Below are 17,930 nucleotides of genomic sequence, written 5' to 3' on the forward strand. Positions count from 1 at the left end.
GGTCGCGTAGAACCTCTCTATGTGACCCAACATCACCTTTTTCTTCTGCTACGGTCGCGTAGAACCTCTCTACGTGACCCAACATCACCTTTTTCTTCGTCTACGGTCGCGTAGAACCTCTCTATGTGACCCAACATCACCTTTTTCTTCTGCTGCGGTCACTTAGAACCTCTCTATGTGACCCAACATCACCTTTTTCTTCGTCTACGGTCACTTAGAACCTCCCTACGTGACCGAACATCACCTTTTTCTTCGGCTACGGTCACGTAGAACCTCCCTACGTGACCCAACATTACCTTTTTCTTCAGCTACGGTCGCGTAGAACCTCTCTATGTGACCCAACATCACCTTTTTCTTCAGCTACGGTCACGTAGAACCTCTTTACGTGACCGAACATCACCTTTTTCTTCGTCTACGGTCGCGTAGACCCCTTCTAAATGACCGAAATTTACTTTTTACACTAATTACCGGCACTTATATCAAGATTCCTTTTTCATAAATTTCCAATTAAATATACATTCAATAAAACAGCTTAAATTCCTTTTCTTTAATTAAAAATCTCTGTACAAAAATAAAGGCTGCCCATCTGGACAGCTTTTCTCGCAATTCTTAGCCTAAAACAACCCCACAAAACAACCCAATGAAATACTAAGCCTGATATATTTTTGTTGCCGCTGTAAAACGTTCTATTGTTTCCCTGTTCACTTCATAGCCAATCCCAACTCTATCAGGCACCTTAATTACACCATTTTCAGCAATGACTTCCGGCTCAATGATATCCTGCTCCCAATAACGTGATGAAGATGAAGTGTCCCCTGGCAAAATAAATTGACTTAACGTCGTTAAGGCAATATTATGGGCTCTCCCAACACCAGATTCCAGCATACCTCCGCACCAAACGGGGATCCCTTGTTCCTTGCAATAATCATGAATTTTCTTTGACTGTGTTAAACCGCCAACGCGGCCAATTTTAATATTAATAATTTTGCAGCTTCCCATCTCAACTGCTTTACGAGTATCCTCTAAGGTATGGATACTTTCATCCAGACAAATCGGTGTGCTGATTGCCTTTTGCAATATCGCATGGTCAATAATATCATCATGTGCCAGCGGCTGTTCAATCATCGTTAGATCAAACTCGTCCAATTGCTTCAAATGTTCAAGGTCCTTTAGACTGTAAGCGGAATTGGCATCCGCCATCAGCGGTGTATTTGGGAAGTTCTTCCGTACCTCTCTTAAAATATCAACATCCCAGCCCGGTTTGATTTTTAACTTAATCCGTTTATATCCGTCCCCAACTGCCTTCTCAATAACATTTAATTGGTCCTTTACTGTTTCTTCAATGCCAATGCTGATCCCTACATCAATTTCCGTTTTTTCACCGCTTAATGCCTGATATAATGGCACTCCATTTTTCTTGGCGTATAAATCCCAAATGGCCCCTTCAATCGCTGACTTTGCCATATTATTTCGTCTAATTGGCGCAAACCGCTCGCTAACCTCATCCGGATGGGCAATCGGCTGCTTCAGTAAACTAGGCAGTAAAAAATCCTGGAGCATATGCTCATTTGTTCTAACGGTTTCCTCTATATACCACGGTGACGGAAAAGCAACAGACTCTCCCCACCCGCTGACACCATCTTTATCAATGGCTTCTAACAAAAGAAATTCTTTTTCAAAAAAAGTTCCAAAGCTCGTCGTAAACGGTGATTTTAATTCCATCTTTACATTTCTTACGATTACTTTATCTAGTTCAATCATTAAAGCACTCCCCTATCATCATTAATCTGCAGACTATCTCTTTTTTCAAAAATATAATAATGAACCTGATTCTCCTCCAGCCGTTTAATACCTGTTGCCACAAAACCATTAGAAATAAGACTTGAAAAAATTTCACGCGTTTTCATCCGCCAATCAACTGCCAGACCGTTATCAACATTTTTGATATGCTGGATGCTCCACGGAATCGGTACAAACCATTGATTTTTAATTGTAAAGTCCACAACATTCCTTTCATCAATAAGTTCAGGCAGCCCCTGACTATTGATAAACGGATCAATCACCGTTTTATCGTGGCTGAGTTGAATAGATTGTCTGAATGAGTGATGTTCCGTAACATGCAGACTATCAATCCACCACTCTACTTGAAAACGGTCGGTAGGCAATCCGGCATTTAAGGCATCTTCCACTTTCCCATAGATATTTTCAATATAGTTCGCACCAATTCCGCGGAGTTTTTGCAAATTTAAATAGGCATTTGGACTCTCCAGTGGATCAAACGTCCAAGTGATCAGTCGATAACCCATGGCCAATGCTGTTCCTCGCTGTTTCAGTTTTAACAATCGCCCGATTCCCTTACTTCGATAACCTTCATGAATCCCCATTGTGTGGGAGCATAAATGGAGCCTTCCGTTTTTAATGCCAGGGAATCCGTAATTAAATCCAACTAATTGGTCATTAATAAATGCCCCTAGCATAATGCCGCCGTTTTTGATGGCAGTTAACGTTTGATGCACTGGGATTGCGGTTGTTTTCCAAACTTCTGCTTCTAATTTGTTTACCTCGGTTAATTCCGAAATAGTTGTTAAAGATCGTATGGTTACTCCGGATGTCATTTTGATTCCCTCATTTCATTTTAAAAAGTGTCCAGTATTGATTTTGGTTAAAATATATAGTCAGTTGTTTAAAATTCCTTTCAATACTCATTAACATCGAATATAGTTTATATTCTGTAAATTCTCAACGTTTTTTTTACAATAACAAAAAAGCATATCTCCAGCAGATATGCTTCTTTCAGCTTAGTGATTTAACTTCCTCACTTTGGAAGCGGAATTTCTTCTTCCTTTTTCCCGTCGATATTCATTTTATATAAATGGTAATCTGGGTCGCCCTTTGCAAAGTTTTTATCCAGCATGAAGTAAATGGTTTTGCCATTTGAGCTAACAACAGGGTCCCCGACATATTCACCAAAGTGGGTCAGCTGCTTCTCTTCCTTTGAATCTAAATTGTATTTATACAGTTCATATTCAAAGGTACCGCCCTCATCTGCATTACTGATGGATTGAAAAATTAATTCTTTTCCATTAGGAGTGATTGTAAAGCTAAATACATCCACTTCCCGGTCAGGGTCAGAAATAACGGACAATTTTTCTGGATGACCCAAAGGAATTTCAAAAATTCTCTGTTTCACTTGGAATGAATCCTCCGCTGATTTTACATCCGAATCATCATCTCTTTGGACGTATACACGATCACCGCTAGGAGCAACGTTTAACGAATGAATAGAATACTGCTTAAGTTTCGTCCATTTTTTATGTGATTTCTTAACAAGGTCATATTGATATACATCAAAATTATGCGGTCGTTTTCCAGTAATCGGCGAATAATTTTCAAATGTCCCGGCCCCTAGGTAAAAAAGGGACGAATCATTCGGTGTAAACTCAACCTCGGTAATAACGGAAGAATCAGTAAACACATTCCTTGTTTCTTTTGTTCTTAAATCCAGAAAGTGTACTGTACTCTCTAGACCTGTTTCTTTATCTTTATTAGAAGTGATATAGGCCAAGGTGGAACCATCATGTGAAAAAGATGGGTCTAGAATTATCATATTTTCCTTATATTCCACTGCGAGTGTATCTATCGACAGCTTTTTATTATATAAATACAATTGTGGTCTGCCTTTGTCATATTTAACATAGGCAATCGTATTCTTTGATGAAATATCATATTGATTCGTAAGCCCATTTTGTTTTTCCTGATCTGTTTTATTAAAAAACATCCCAACAACCACAAGAGCTGCTGTAGCAACAAACAAAAATAAAAAGAGAAAGATAAGATATTTTTTCTTCATAATAAAATCCTTTCATTGCAGCCGGATCCAACTTAAATAAAAGCTGGGGAATAAAAATACAAAATAATCAGAATGCAACCTATAAATGGAATGGAGCCAAGCACCAATGCAATCCCCTTATTTTTCTTTGCCAGTTTAATCTGCGCTATGTACATTCCAATCCAGATTGCAATCGGACTGGCAAATACCAGCATCATCGGATGAAAGGTACCAATCATTATGAGTCCACCCCAGATGAAAAATAATGAGCCTACAATAATGATAACGCCACTGATAATATTCATTCCATGAAGAATCTTCATTGATTTTTCATGGAAGCTATAATCATAAATTGTTGTTCGATATACAAGAGCCATGCCTAATGCAATATTTAACCACAGCCAAATAGTCAATCCAGTGGAGGCAGGATGATTTAAGTAAGCAGTTAGTAACCAGCCGTAAAGCACCCCAAGAGTATGGAAAATCAGTAAACTATTTAACCATAGCTTTCTATTAATGTGAAAGCTATGATTTAGCGGGAAAAACAAAAGCATGGCACATGTACCCATCGAAAAACAGAGCCAGCCAATATGAGCATCCCCTTCAACAAAGAGACGCAATAAATACAGACTGATTGTAAATAAAATCGAAGATATGGCTAATGCAAGCATTAATTCCTTCCGATACGGGAATATTGCCTGCTGCAGTTGAGTGCCAATTTCCCCCTCCTTACCGAATTGCTGAATGGCTTTTTCCTCGGCCATTTCTGGTGTCAATCCTTCTTCTGCTATAAAGGAATCTCGAGATAGCTGGAGGTGGATGAGCAGTTCCTCATAAAGATCCTCTTTTTCTTTCTTAGAACATTCTGTATGCCGAACAATGTTTTCCGCATACTGTTCTAACTTCGACTTCATATTAACCCCTCCGAGCTTCTTTGGACTAAATTCTCGATTAGCTTCATCACTTAATCGCTTTAATAATTTGGTAATTTCATAACCATATAGATCCCTCTGTTTGATTAGCGACAAAAGTAAAAGATCTCGTTATACAAGAGTGTATAATAAATTTTTCCAAATGAAAATCATGTAGCATATTTTGTGACAAAAAGTCTGATATTTTTTGACAACTTTGTGAACAAAGTTTTGACAATTTTGTGAACAAAGTGAATAATAGTAGTATAAGGGTATTTGGGGGAGGTCATTATGATGAATTCACGAATGAAAATTTTGAATGCAACAAAATTAGCAGGGAGTATTACCTTACTTACTGGTATAATGATCTTTATATATGGAGTTGTAAGCGGTTTAAATTCGGTAATTGGTATTGGGATCGGTGCCATTGTAGGAGCAGTTATGTTCTTTCTCATGGGAATGTTCTTTATCGCTACTGAAGAGATGGTGGAAAACACTGATAAGGGAATGGAAATTGCACCGAATAAATATCGGAATGGATTGTATTTAGTTAAAAGATAATAATCACACATACAAAATGAAAAGAGAGCATCTTAACAGGATGCTCTCTTTCTTCTTTACATATCCCAAAGGAAAATGAGTAATGTTCCGAAAACAGTAATTAACGCCATGGCAATCATAAAATATACTTTGCCGTAAATAATCCATTTATCTTTCGTTTCACCAGCATGCATGAACACGACAAGCTGCAGCAGTGCTTGAACAAATGCAGTAATCAATAGTACTGCCATGCCCTGTGCAAACGACAAGTGAAGGAAATAAACAGTAAGGGCTGCTGCTGTCAGAACTAATGAAAACACAAAGCCCATTATTTGTTTACGCGGAAATAATTCGCTCATCTTACATCATTCCTTTCAAGTAGATGAAGCTGAAGATAAAGATCCAAACTACATCTAAGAAATGCCAATATAATGAGAAGATAAATGATTTATTTGCTGTTTCGGGAGTTAAGCCGCGTTTTTTCACCTGCAGAAGAATAGCTGTTCCCCAGAACAATCCGAAGGTAACGTGCAGCCCATGTGTTCCCAATGTTGTCATAAGCATAGCGGTAAATGCGCTCGTTTGCAATGTAGCCCCTTCATGGATATACGTAATAAACTCATCAATTTCAAAGCCTAGGAAAACTAGACCAAGAAGAAGTGTAATCACAAAGAATGTCATCATCGCTTTTTTGCGGCCAATCCGCATAGCATGAACTCCAAGACCAATCGTAAAACTACTTGTTAATAAGACAAACGTTTCAATTAAGACAGGAGCAATTTCAAAAATTTCAGCGCCGCTTGGACCGCTGCCAGTTCTATGCTCTAACGTAAAATAAGAAGTAAAAAGTGTCGCAAACAGCATAATTTCAGCGGCAAGGAAAACCCAAAAGCCAAAAATATTCATTCCGTTTTGTTTTGTACTATATTCTAATGGCAGCGTGTGATCGACTTTCATTAGTTAACACCCCGCAATTTCGTTTCAGTTTCTTCTATTTCCTTAACAGAAATATATCGACCATGATCGTTTTCAAATGAACGGTGTGCCATACATGCAAAGATTCCAATCAGTGAAATAATAGCTGGAATCCACAGAGAGAAGATCATTGAGAATCCAAATACAAAGAAGATCGCGCTCATAATAAATGGAACTCCGCTGCTATTTGGCATATGGATTTTTTCCACTTTACCAGGGAACAGCTCGTGACCTTTTTTCTTAGCATCCCAGAATGCTTGACTTGAAGCTACATGCGGCTCAATTGCAAAGTTATATTCCGGTACAGGAGTATGTGTAGCCCATTCAAGTGAACGTGCATCCCATGGGTCCGCACCAATATTTCTTGGTGAATAACGTACACTGTAATAAACGTTATAAACGATTAAAGCAAAGCTGATGGCCATAACACCTGCGCCAACAAACGAAAGCATATTTAATGGTCCATAGCCAGTAGCTTCAGAATAGGTGTACATACGACGTGCCTGACCATCTAAACCGGTAATGTACATTGGGAAAAACGCTAAGCAGAATCCGATGGATAGAAGCCAGAATGCCCATTTCCCGATTCTTTCATTTAACATAAAACCAAACATTTTTGGCCAATAATACGTAAGACCAGCAAGCATGGCAAATACTACACCAGGGATAATCGTATTATGGAAGTGCGCTACTAAGAACATTGTATTATGGTATTGGTAGTCAGCAGCCGACATCGCCAGCATGACCCCTGTCACCCCGCCAATAACAAAAAGCGGAATAAACCCTAGTGAATAAAGCATTGGAACGGTAAAACGAATCTTCCCTTTCCACAATGTAAATAACCAGTTAAATATCTTAACCCCTGTTGGTACAGCAATCATCATGGTTGTAATGGAGAAAAAGCTGTTTGCAAGTGCCCCTTGCCCCATTGTAAAGAAATGGTGCGCCCAAACCATACAAGATAATGCTGAGATAATAACCATGGAAGCAACCATTGATTTATAGCCGTAAAGATTTCGGCCAGAAAATGTTGAAATAATTTCACTGTATAAACCAAACGCAGGTAAGATTAAAATATATACTTCAGGGTGTCCCCATACCCAGAACAGGTTGGCCCAAAGCATATCCATCCCGCCATTGGTTGTGGCGAAGAAGTGAGTTCCAAATAATCTGTCCATTGTTCCCATTGCAAGTGCTACTGTGATGACTGGGAAAACCGTAACAATGATCAGGTTCGTAACTAAAACGGACCATGTAAACATTGGCATTTTCATTAATGTCATGCCAGGTGCTCTCATTTTAAAAATGGTTGTAATCATGTTAATACCGGTCATCAGCGATCCAATACCGGATATTTGAATGGCCATCATATAATAGTTCGTCCCTACATGAGAACTAAAATCATTTCCAGCAAGCGGGAAATAGGAAGTCCATCCAGCATCAGGTGATCCGCCAATAACAAAGGAAATATTAAACAGCATCGCACCAAAGAAGAATAACCAAAAGCTTAATGCGTTTAACCTTGGGAATGCGACATCCCGAGCGCCAATTTGTAATGGAACAACATAGTTCATAAAGGCAAAGATGAATGGCATTGCCATGAACATGACCATGATAACCCCGTGTGTTGAGAAAACTTCATTATAATGCTGTGGATCAAGCAATTTATTATCAGGTACAGCAAGCTGAGCACGCAGCATAATCGCGTCCACACCGCCGCGGAATAACATAATTAAGGCAGAAATTAAATACATAATCCCAATTCGTTTATGGTCAACCGTTGTTAACCACTCACGCCATAAATAGCCCCATTTTTTAAAATAGGTTAAGCCTGCAATAATGGCGACCACTGTAAGGCCAATTGCAACCATAGATGCATATATGGCAATACTAGGATTTGGTATGGCAAAACGTTCAAAGAACTCCATCCTTGATTAACTCCTTTCAAGAAATCTCTCTTTTTAACTATTCATCTATTAAACCGTTCAATATTTACTTATGATTTTATTGATTGGACATATCCATGTTCATGTCCATTTGTGAATGATCGGTATGGCCATCTTTATTTTTAGGTGCTCCCATATGATGTTCCTCTGGAGGAGGATTAAAGCCTAAATGAGTACCAGTGAAAGTCATTTGTCCAAGATGCCCTGGTTTTAATAACTCGTCAAATTTTTTCTCGGTTAAAGGTTTTGCCGTTTTCTTAACGTCCTTAACCCATTTATCAAAATCCTTTTCAGACATTGCCGTAACATTGAACATATTTTCAGCAAATCCTTTACCGCTGAAGTTGGCGTTTCGGCCCATCATTTCACCAGGTTCATCTGCTGCCAAGTGTAATGTCGTGATCATATCAGACATTGCATATTTTTGTCCGCCCAGCTGCGGAATCCAGAAGCTTGTAATCGGTCCATATGAATAAAGCTTAAATTCGATTGGACGGTCTGTCGGAATATACAAATAGTTAACCGTCTCAATATTTTGCTCCGGATAACTAAAGTGCCATTTCCAGTCAGAAGATGAAGCATATATTACTAAAGGTTCTTTATCCGCATATGCTTGCGGCTTAGCTTCCACAATGTAGTTACTTTGTACAGATACAATTGAAAAGTAAGTGACAATGACAATTGGAATCCCGACACAGATCAACTCAACCCATTTATTACCTTCAATGTGAGGTGGTTCATAGTCCGGACTTGCCTTAGAAGCACGATACTTAATCAACACATAAATTAAAATCGCAAAAACAACAATTACAATAAATGACATGATCCCGATCGATAACAGGATATCATGGGCTTGCCTTTCTGCTTGCGGCCCTTTAGGATCGAGAACCATCAGCGGTTCACATCCGGTAAGCACCGTGGCAATAGTGAAAACAAGCATTAATAAAGCCGATTTTACTTTCATGCTAGTACCCCTTTCTTTTATTTTAACACTTCATATTAAAAATATTTTTTGAGTATGTGATTTATATCACATCTTTATTTTCTATCTTAATACCGTTCACAATTAAAGGACACCCATTCAGGAGATATGTCACTAAATGTTCAAAAAGAATTCGACATTTGAAAAAAGGGATGCTATTCACTGGCATTTTATTTAAAAAAGGATTATTATAAATAATTTGTTTCCCACAATCAGCTTCGAAATATTTTTGTACAAAAATAAAATAAAAAAAGCGAAGAATCGTTCGCGCCCCGCTATTAAGCCATTATTCAATCGAATTGTAATTTATAATCATCTATTTTGATCATTTTTAACTTTCTTGAAAAAATAAAAACAAGTCCAAGATTTAAGACAAATCGAAGAATTAGAACAAACTGAACCTTTATCGGATAATTCCCCAGGTAACCAATATATTCTTGAGACTGAAATTTTTAAAACTCCTTTTAAAACTTCCTTACTATTTTTCACTTTTTATATTATTCTAAAAATATAACTGATTTGGGGGAGTGACGGAATGAATACGATATTTATCGCGGGTCATGCGAAGCTGCCAACTGGTATGGCTGCTAGAAGTGTTTATGAAACATTGACGATCACTGCGGAAATTGATAAACAATATGGGGTCATAGTAGATGCCTCCTGTACGCTCGCTACTGAGCACGGCCGTGATTATATCAATAGGCTGTTAAAAGGACATAGTTTGCGGAACGGTATTGATGCACCGCTAGATGAATTAAAAACGGGATATTTAGGAAAAGCCAATCATGCCCTGATTGCGGCATTAAAAGATTTATTTAAGCAATATGAATCACTTAACCAATAAAGGAGAAAGGCCCCTTTCACTTGAAAAAAGGGGCCTTTCTATTAATAGCAAATTATAAACTGTTTTGAATTGCTAATAATGATTCTCGAAGGATAGAAAGGAGCTCATCTATTTCCTGCTTATTTATGACAAGCGGCGGCGAAAAGACAACGGTGTCCATGCCCTCAAATCCTACTGTTCTAACAATCAGCCCCCGTTTGGCACATTCAGCGCTCACCTTTGGAGATATAAGCGTCGGGAATCGTTTGTTCGTAACCGGGTCCATGATTTCGACCGCGCCAATTAATCCAAGCGCACGGATCTCACTAACGATGTCTACCTCTTCTTGTATTTTTTTGAATCCCTTTAACAGCTCTTCCCCCATTAAACGTGAATTCTCTACTAAATTTTCTTTTTCAATGATTTCAAGATTTTTCAAAGCAACCGCACATGCCGTAGCATGGCCGCTGTACGTATAGCCGTGAAGCAGAACTCCGTCCGATAAGGAAACGAGATCTTTATGAATCCTCTCGGTCATAACCACTGCACCCAGCTGGATATATCCACTCGTAATTCCTTTAGCCAGCAGCATCACGTCCGGGACGACATTGTAATGCTCGCAGGCGAATAATTTACCTGTCCGCCCAAAGCCGGTTATGACTTCATCCGCGATGAATAAAATATTATGCTCATCACAAATCTTTCTTACCTCTTGGAAATATCCATCAGGGGCAATGTTTACCCCGCCGGCCCCTTGAACTGGTTCTGAAATAAAGGCAGCGATCGTATCAGCACCTTCCTTAGCAATACACTCTCTTATTGCATCTGTTGAAAAAGTATCAACATGAAGGAAATCAGGTGCTAACGAAGATGTCATTTCATGGAAAGGCGAAATACCGGTCGCACTTGTCGCTCCGATGTTGACCCCGTGGTATCCTTTTTTCCGTGAAATAATTTTCGTTTTTTGCGGGAAACCTTTCAATTTCCAGTAATATCTTACCAGCTTGTAGGCAGTATCATTGGATTCGGAACCGCCGGATGTAAAAAACACAGCGTTCAAATCCCCTGGAGTAATTTCCGCCAGCTTTGCGGCCAGACGAATAGCCGGTTCGTTGCTAAAGGAAGAGAAGGAGTTGCTAAATGCCAGCTTTTCCATCTGCTCACGGGCAGCCTCCGCCAATTCCTTTCTGCCGTAGCCGACATTCACATTCCATAATGACGACATGCCTTCGAGAACTTTTTTACCGGTAATATCCGTGAGATAAACTCCTTTTCCCTCGGTAAAAATAAATGGAGCACCTGATTCCTGCTGCTGCTTCAAAGAAGAGGTGGGATGGATAAAATGCTTCTTATCCAAATCAACTAAAGTGTCTTTTAGAGTACTCTGTACTTGGTTTTGACGCATACTGACTCTCCTTCGCTTGAAAATCTATTTGTTTGGACTTCCCTCGACATTCAAGAGAAGTCCATCACTTCTATTCTATGAGTCCTCGATGAATCATTTAACTATTTTTCACAGCTTCTTTTTCATATGGCCATGCCGGGAGCATTTTGTTTAATGGTTTATCTTCACGATAGCCAAGGACATATTCTGCCTGCATAATGGTATGAATCTCTCTTGTTCCTTCATAAATAACTGGGGCCTTTGAATTTCTTAAGAAGCGCTCCACCGGGTATTCGCTTGAATATCCATATGCTCCATGTATCTGAACGGCATCATCGGCTGCTTTATTGGCAAAATCACATGCCTGCCATTTTGCAAGGGACGTTTCTCTTGTATTGCGTACACCTTTGTTTTTTAATTCCCCGACACGATAGACTAAGAGTCGGCTCATCTGCAATCCGGCCTCCATGTTGGCAATCATTTGTTGCACAAGCTGATGTCTGCCAATTTCTTTGCCAAAGGTTTTCCGTTCATGACAGTACTTTACGCTTTCCTCTAAGCTTGCCATGATTAGCCCCACTGCCCCTGCCGCAACCGTAAACCGGCCGTTATCAAGTGCGGCCATGGCGATTTTGAATCCTTCCCCTTCTTGACCAAGTAAATTCTCCTTTGGAACCCTTAGTTGATCAAAGAACAATTCTCCTGTATTTCCAGAGCGAATGCCAAGCTTCCCTTTAATTGCTTTCGATGAAAAACCAGGCATCGTGCGCTCGACTATAAAGGCAGAAATCCCGTGATGCTTTTTTGATTTGTCCGTATAGGCAAACACGATAAAATGATCAGCCACATCACAAAGGGAGATCCATGTTTTCGAGCCATTTAAAATGTAATCATCCCCATCCCGAACTGCAGTTGTCTGCAGGGAAGCCACGTCAGAACCTGCTCCAGGCTCCGTCAACCCAAAGGCAGCTATTTTTTCACCCTTTGCCTGTGGTACAAGGTATTTTTGCTTCTGCTCTTCTGTTCCCCATTGCAATAATGTCAGGCTGTTTAAACCTATATGGACCGATACCGCCGTCCGGAAGGCTGTATCTCCTCGTTCCAGCTCCTCGCAGACTATTGCCAGCGAGTTATAATCCATTCCGCTGCCGCCATATTCTTCTGGGATACATACACCCATAAGATCAAGCTCTCGTAAACGTTTCCAAATTACCGGATCAAATGCCCCCTGTTCCTCCCACTCCTGCATATATGGAATAATTTCCTTATCAACGAAACTTCTAACCATCTTTCTTAACATCACTTGTTCTTCAGAAAAATCAAAGTTCATAACTTTTGCCTCCTAGTAATTTAAATAATTTTCGTTTCCTTTAAATGTGCTACGTCTTCTTCTGTATAACCTGCCTGTAATAGTATTTCAGTTGTGTGCTCCCCTGGAATTGGCGGGTGGCGCTCTATCCTCGTCTTTGTTCTTGATAGTTTCATAGGAGAGCCTACAAGATTAACTGTCCCTGCTTCCGGGTGCTCCACTTGAACGACCATATCCCTCGCCGTAACCTGCGGATGATCAAAAACCTGATCCAATGTTGCGATAGGACCGCATGGAATATTATGCTGCAAAAACAATTCAGTCCACTCATTGACAGGTTTTAATTGGAGCTGCTTTTCAATTATTCTCGTAAGCTCCAGCTTATTTTGCACCCGCGCCTCATTGGTGTGAAACCTTTCATCTACAGCCAATTTACTCATTCCCAACACTTCACAAAGGGCGACAAATTGGCGATTATTCCCAACAGCAATAATTATCTCCCCATCTGCTGCACTAAACTTCGAATACGGAACAATGTTCGGATGGTCATTGCCAAGTCTTCTGGGAACTGTACCTGAAATGAGATAATTACTGGCTACATTGGCAAGTGAACTGACGGCCGTATCCATCAACGACATATCGATTTTTTGTCCCAGTCCTGATCTTTCCCGTTCCAACAGGGCTGCTTCAATCGATATTGCGGAATATAACCCTGTTAAAATATCAACCATGGCTACACCGATTTTCAGCGGGCCGCTTTCTTCACTTCCGGTAATGCTCATCAATCCGCTCATACCTTGAATGATATAATCATATCCGGGGAAATGCCTGTAAGGGCCCGTTTCTCCAAATCCGGTGATGGAACAATAAACAAGCCGCGGGTTTTTGCTTTTCAATGATTCATAATCCAATAACCATTTTTCCATTGAGCCGGCTTTGAAGTTATGGATTAAAACATCCGCTTCTTTTGCCAACGTACGAATGATTTCCCTGCCTTCTTCGGATTTCAGATTGACGGTGATGCTTCGCTTATTGCGGTTTGCACATAAATAGTAGGCACTAACCCCGTTTTGAAAAGGCGGCCCCCAGCTTCTCGTCTCATCGCTGCCACCCGGGGCCTCGACCTTGATCACATCCGCACCAAGGTCAGCGAGAATCATCGTACAATGCGGACCCGCCAGTACTCTCGTTAAATCTAATACCTTAATACCTTCTAATGCTCCTGTCATACTACCTCCTCCTATTTGGATTTTTAGCGAAAAACATAAAAAGCCAGCCCAAACACACAGTTAATGTGTATTGGACTGGCTACCCGTTCCATTTTTACCAGCCGGCTAAAGCTGGAAGTGGAAACTTATCAGTCAATAATATTATTGATAACTTTAAAGCTTCATTTCCTTCCACTGGGAGGGGGATAGGATGAAGATATATTTATTTTATAGGAATTTTCTGAATTGTTCAAGGCATTTTTATTAAAATATTTCCTTATTTTGCTACAGAATCCCCTATGCTACTTTTTATTTTACTCTCTTGGCTTTTAATCCCCAGCTGTAATGACGTCATTAGCCCTTCGTATGTGGCCTCTTCTAAAGTTCTAGGCGACAAGCAGTCACCTATTTGCCATACTTGTGGGGCTAAGTTTTTAATTTGTTCGAAAAGTTCCCCATTAGGGACACGGCCAAGAGAAAGGACAATTGTATCCCAGTTTTCCACGTTCTCTTTTTCATAGGAAAATAAATTGCGGATCACGACGGTGTCTCCGTTAATCTCGCCCAAATCATAATGCGGCAGCAATCTCACCTTCAGCTGATAAAGCTTTTTCAAATATTCATTTCTTAAATATTGATGGACTTCCTCGCCGATGGAAAGTCTCGCTGAAATGAGAGTGACCTGATGACCTTTTTCAGCCAAATCAATCGCCGCTTCTATCCCCGGCCAATCGCCAGCAAAATCGAATACAATGACATTTTTACCAATAACCATATTTTGTTTATTAAATAGTTCATCTACCGTTATTACTCTTGAATCATTAATCCCTGTAATATTTGGAATGTACGGCCTTGAACCGGTTGCACATACAATCGCATCAGGCGCGATAGTACGAATATCTTCCAGCTTAATCGCAGCACCAAGTTCCACTTTAACATGACTATTGGCTAATTTTCTCAAATAATTATCAATCATCGATTCGGCCAATTCATGTCTCATTGGTGCACGTCTTAAGGTATGCAGTAATCCGCCGACTTTGTCCGCTTTATCGGCTAAAATAACTTCGTGACCTAGTTCATCTAAGGTAACCGCCGCTTGCATTCCGGCAGGGCCCGCTCCGATAACTAGGACTTTCTTTTTCTCTTTTAACTGATTCTTTAGTGCTATAACTTGATTTTCTTTACCTGCTGACGGATTTTGTACACAGCCAATAGTTAATCCTTTATGATAATGGCCAATGCATGCCTGCAAACAGCCGATACACGCATCAATGGACTGCATATTTCCCGACTTTGCTTTATTTGGCATTTCCGGATCAACTATCAATGACCGGGTCATGCCAACTACATCTGCTTTACCTGCCGCCACAATTTGTTCCGCTTCCACCGGGTCGACAATCCGCGAGCCAACAAATACAGGAACCGCTCCTGCCATCCTAATTTTAAACGATTGCGGTGTCAAATAACCGTGCTTGATTGGAGAAGGAGGTACAATATGCGTTGAACCGGCATACGTACTCGAATCTCCCGCAGTGACATCAATAAAATCTATTCTTACACGATCGACTAAATATTCGACGATTTTAACCGCATCTTTTACAGTGGTTCCATCCATCGTCATTTCATCAGCGCTCATACGGATACCCACGGTGAAGTCCTCGCCGACTTCCTCCCATACCCGTTCAATCACTTCTACGATAAAGCGCATCCGATTTTCAAATGAGCCTCCATATTCATCTGTACGAAGATTCGTATGTTCCGCCCAAAATTGAGCTGGTAAATAACCATGGGAGCAACAGATTTCGACCCCATCTAATCCCCCTTTCTTCGCTAATTTTGCGGAAAAGGCAAACCCTTCAATCACTTCTTTAATTTCTTCTATGCTCATCGGCTTAGGCATCGTGCTAAAGCGAAGGCTTGGTACCGCAGAAGGAGCCCAGGCCGCGTTTCGATAATCGCTTGATACGACTTCCCTTCCGCCATGAAATAATTGTGAAAAAACTTTTGTTCCGTACTCATGGACCTCATTTGCTAGTTCTAAATATGCGGGTACTACTTTTTCGTCAAATCCAGCTATCGTATTGGTTGTAAGCATTCCTGATGGGTGCACTGCAGCCGCCTCTAGGATAATCAAACCAGCACCTCCCCTTGCCCGTACGGCATGATAGGCTGTCATATCCTCTGTAGGAATTCCATCGATCACGTGATTAGTTTGGTGTGCTGTACTTAGAATTCGATTTTTCAATTCGGTGTTTCCAATTTCAACTGGACTAAATAAATGTTTAAATTGTGCCAATTCTGTTCCCTCCCTGTGAAAGTCTTTTTTATAATAACTTGCAAAAATCGTGCCAATTCTTTCCCAGCCATAGCCTTAAAAGTTTTTTCAAAAAATTATAACGATTCACAAAAAAGTGGTTTATAATGACAGGTATAATCGAACCTTTTATGCAACACTAGATGCAAAATAGGTTCACCTCAATGAAACACTATCAACTAAAAGGTTTCGGGGTAATCTATGAAACAAACATCTAATATTTCGATGCAAAATGTGTTCAAATTTCTAAACAAGGGAGTGGAAGTTATGCCGGAGCACGAACGATACATAGAAAAAATAAATTTACTTCAACAGCAATTAGAGAGTGCTCAAGAAAAAATAAAAGAACTTACCCATGTGCTGAATTCCACTTATGATGAAATTTTTGTTACCGCCGCAAATGGACAAGTATTATTCGTCAGCGAGTCCTGCGAACATTTTACCGGTCTGCCGCCAGAGGCATTTATTAATAAAAACATTTATGAACTGGTAGAAAAAGAGATCATTAAGGAGTCAGTCACGATTAAAGCAATGGAAACACAAAAAATCCAATCATTGGAGCAGCAATATCCAAACGGTAAAACCGTGCTGGCCACAGCCAAACCCGTATTCGATGAAGATGGAAAATTATTTCGCGTAGTTTGTAATTCACGGGATATTTCAGAGCTTGTTGAAATGAAACGGCAATTGTCAGAAATCCATTCGAACCAGCAAGAATCGCTGGTCATGATTGAATCCGCCGGAAAGCAAAGGTTTATTACCCAGTCGAAAAACATGATTTCAACACTAAAAACTGCCCAAAAGGTTGCACCTTTAGACTCTTCAATTTTTATCCATGGGGAATCAGGGGTAGGAAAAGGAGTGCTTGCCAGGATTATCCACGAACATAGCCCAAGGAAAACAAAACCATTTGTCCAAGTAAACTGCGGGTCAATCCCAGATGCATTATTGGAATCCGAATTATTCGGCTATGAGGCTGGAGCATTTACCGGAGCTAATCGACGTGGAAAACCAGGTCTGGTGGAAACCGCGGATGGCGGCACATTGTTTTTAGATGAAATCGGCGAAATGCCGTTGGAGCTCCAAGTAAAAATTTTACATTTAGTACAAAAGAAATCATTCAAAAAAGTTGGCAGCATCCGGGAAAAACAGGTTGATATCCGAATCATTTCCGCAACCAACAAAGACCTGCTGCAAATGATTGAAAATAAAACTTTTCGTCAGGATTTATATTACCGCTTACATGTTGTTCCGCTGAAAATCCCGCCATTAAGGGAACGCAAGCAGGATATTCTCGCGCTAACCGATTATTTTCTTGAAAAATTCAACACAAAATATGGACAGCAAATCAAGTTAGTCGAAAATGCGAAGTTGTTAATTCAGCTGCAGGAATGGCGGGGAAATATAAGAGAACTTGAGAACTTCATGGAACAACTGGTGGTAACCGCCCAAAAATCAACAATTAATATGGAAGATCTACCATTCACAATGGACCATCGATTCTATCCTGAAAAATCACTTCAGATTATGCCGTTAAAAAAAGCGGTGGAAGAGACTGAAATACAAATCCTTTCCAACGCATTATCAAAATATAAGACAACGAGAAAAATCGCCAAAGCCCTTGGGGTCAATCAAACAACGATCATGAGGAAACTTCATAAGTATAATTTAACTTAGATATTTAATTGTTTGAAATATTTAACTGAATT

The 17,930-nt window shown here is 40.1% G+C and carries 15 protein-coding genes; 3 read left to right on the plus strand and 12 right to left on the minus strand.

Features of this window, described 5'->3' with window-relative positions; all coding sequences use genetic code 11:
• Positions 1-648: 648 nt before the first annotated feature.
• The 4 genes from menC to A6749_RS01245 form a co-directional block, all read right to left on the minus strand.
• Positions 649-1,761 carry an o-succinylbenzoate synthase gene (gene menC, locus A6749_RS01230; RefSeq protein ID WP_407937499.1) on the minus strand — a complete coding sequence of 371 codons (1,113 nt, stop codon included), beginning with the start codon at positions 1,759-1,761 and terminating at the stop codon, positions 649-651.
• Positions 1,761-2,615: a hypothetical protein gene (locus A6749_RS01235; RefSeq protein WP_066383916.1), complete on the minus strand. Its 855-nt coding sequence runs from the start codon at positions 2,613-2,615 to the stop codon at positions 1,761-1,763. The genes menC and A6749_RS01235 overlap by 1 nt, the downstream gene beginning before the upstream one ends.
• A 200-nt stretch (positions 2,616-2,815) precedes the next feature.
• Positions 2,816-3,850: a TolB family protein gene (locus A6749_RS01240; RefSeq protein ID WP_066383919.1), complete on the minus strand. Its 1,035-nt coding sequence runs from the start codon at positions 3,848-3,850 to the stop codon at positions 2,816-2,818.
• A 32-nt stretch (positions 3,851-3,882) separates the two neighbouring features.
• Entirely contained in the window at positions 3,883-4,743 is an 861-nt protein-coding gene (locus A6749_RS01245) for a permease prefix domain 1-containing protein (RefSeq protein WP_066383921.1), read from the minus strand.
• A gap of 288 nt (positions 4,744-5,031) precedes the next feature.
• Between A6749_RS01245 and A6749_RS01250 the strand changes: the two genes are divergently transcribed.
• A complete protein-coding gene (locus A6749_RS01250; protein ID WP_236719610.1) occupies positions 5,032-5,301 on the plus strand; it encodes a hypothetical protein in 270 nt (89 codons plus the stop codon).
• Between the two features lie 56 nt (positions 5,302-5,357).
• Here the strand turns inward: A6749_RS01250 and qoxD are convergent, their stop codons facing one another.
• The 4 genes from qoxD to qoxA all read right to left on the minus strand — a co-directional run bounded on the left by qoxD (position 5,358) and on the right by qoxA (position 9,165).
• A complete protein-coding gene (gene qoxD, locus A6749_RS01255; protein ID WP_066383927.1) occupies positions 5,358-5,639 on the minus strand; it encodes a cytochrome aa3 quinol oxidase subunit IV in 282 nt (93 codons plus the stop codon).
• A gap of 1 nt (position 5,640) precedes the next feature.
• Entirely contained in the window at positions 5,641-6,237 is a 597-nt protein-coding gene (gene qoxC, locus A6749_RS01260; RefSeq protein WP_066383928.1) for a cytochrome aa3 quinol oxidase subunit III, read from the minus strand.
• Positions 6,237-8,183: a cytochrome aa3 quinol oxidase subunit I gene (qoxB, locus tag A6749_RS01265; RefSeq protein WP_066383929.1), complete on the minus strand. Its 1,947-nt coding sequence runs from the start codon at positions 8,181-8,183 to the stop codon at positions 6,237-6,239. The genes qoxC and qoxB overlap by 1 nt, the downstream gene beginning before the upstream one ends.
• 76 nt (positions 8,184-8,259) lie before the next feature.
• Positions 8,260-9,165 (minus strand): cytochrome aa3 quinol oxidase subunit II, encoded by a 906-nt coding sequence (gene qoxA / locus A6749_RS01270; protein WP_066383931.1) that lies wholly within the window; start codon positions 9,163-9,165, stop codon positions 8,260-8,262.
• A gap of 553 nt (positions 9,166-9,718) precedes the next feature.
• On the opposite strand from qoxA, the gene A6749_RS01275 reads away from it, so the two are divergent.
• Complete coding sequence (locus A6749_RS01275) at positions 9,719-10,027, plus strand: DUF3870 domain-containing protein (RefSeq protein ID WP_066383938.1); 309 nt, start codon at positions 9,719-9,721, stop codon at positions 10,025-10,027.
• A gap of 52 nt (positions 10,028-10,079) precedes the next feature.
• On the opposite strand, the gene A6749_RS01280 is transcribed toward A6749_RS01275, so the two are convergent.
• From A6749_RS01280 to A6749_RS01295, 4 genes are all read right to left on the minus strand, one after another.
• A complete protein-coding gene (locus A6749_RS01280) occupies positions 10,080-11,411 on the minus strand; it encodes an aminotransferase family protein (RefSeq protein ID WP_066383939.1) in 1,332 nt (443 codons plus the stop codon).
• Positions 11,412-11,508: 97 nt separating this feature from the next.
• A complete protein-coding gene (locus A6749_RS01285; protein ID WP_066383942.1) occupies positions 11,509-12,720 on the minus strand; it encodes an acyl-CoA dehydrogenase family protein in 1,212 nt (403 codons plus the stop codon).
• A gap of 20 nt (positions 12,721-12,740) precedes the next feature.
• On the minus strand, positions 12,741-13,928 hold the full coding sequence (locus A6749_RS01290; RefSeq protein ID WP_066383949.1) for a CaiB/BaiF CoA transferase family protein: 1,188 nt from the start codon (positions 13,926-13,928) through the stop codon (positions 12,741-12,743).
• Between the two features lie 256 nt (positions 13,929-14,184).
• The gene (locus A6749_RS01295) at positions 14,185-16,203 is read right to left on the minus strand and encodes an oxidoreductase (RefSeq protein WP_066383959.1); all 2,019 of its coding nucleotides are present in this window, start codon (positions 16,201-16,203) and stop codon (positions 14,185-14,187) included.
• A gap of 219 nt (positions 16,204-16,422) precedes the next feature.
• Between A6749_RS01295 and A6749_RS01300 the strand changes: the two genes are divergently transcribed.
• Positions 16,423-17,898, plus strand: coding sequence for a sigma-54 interaction domain-containing protein (locus tag A6749_RS01300; protein ID WP_084797595.1), 1,476 nt, complete (start codon positions 16,423-16,425; stop codon positions 17,896-17,898).
• Positions 17,899-17,930: the final 32 nt, after the last annotated feature.

Source organism: Neobacillus mesonae, assembly GCF_001636315.1.
In the GTDB taxonomy this organism is placed as follows: Bacteria; Bacillota; Bacilli; order Bacillales; family Cytobacillaceae; genus Neobacillus; species Neobacillus mesonae.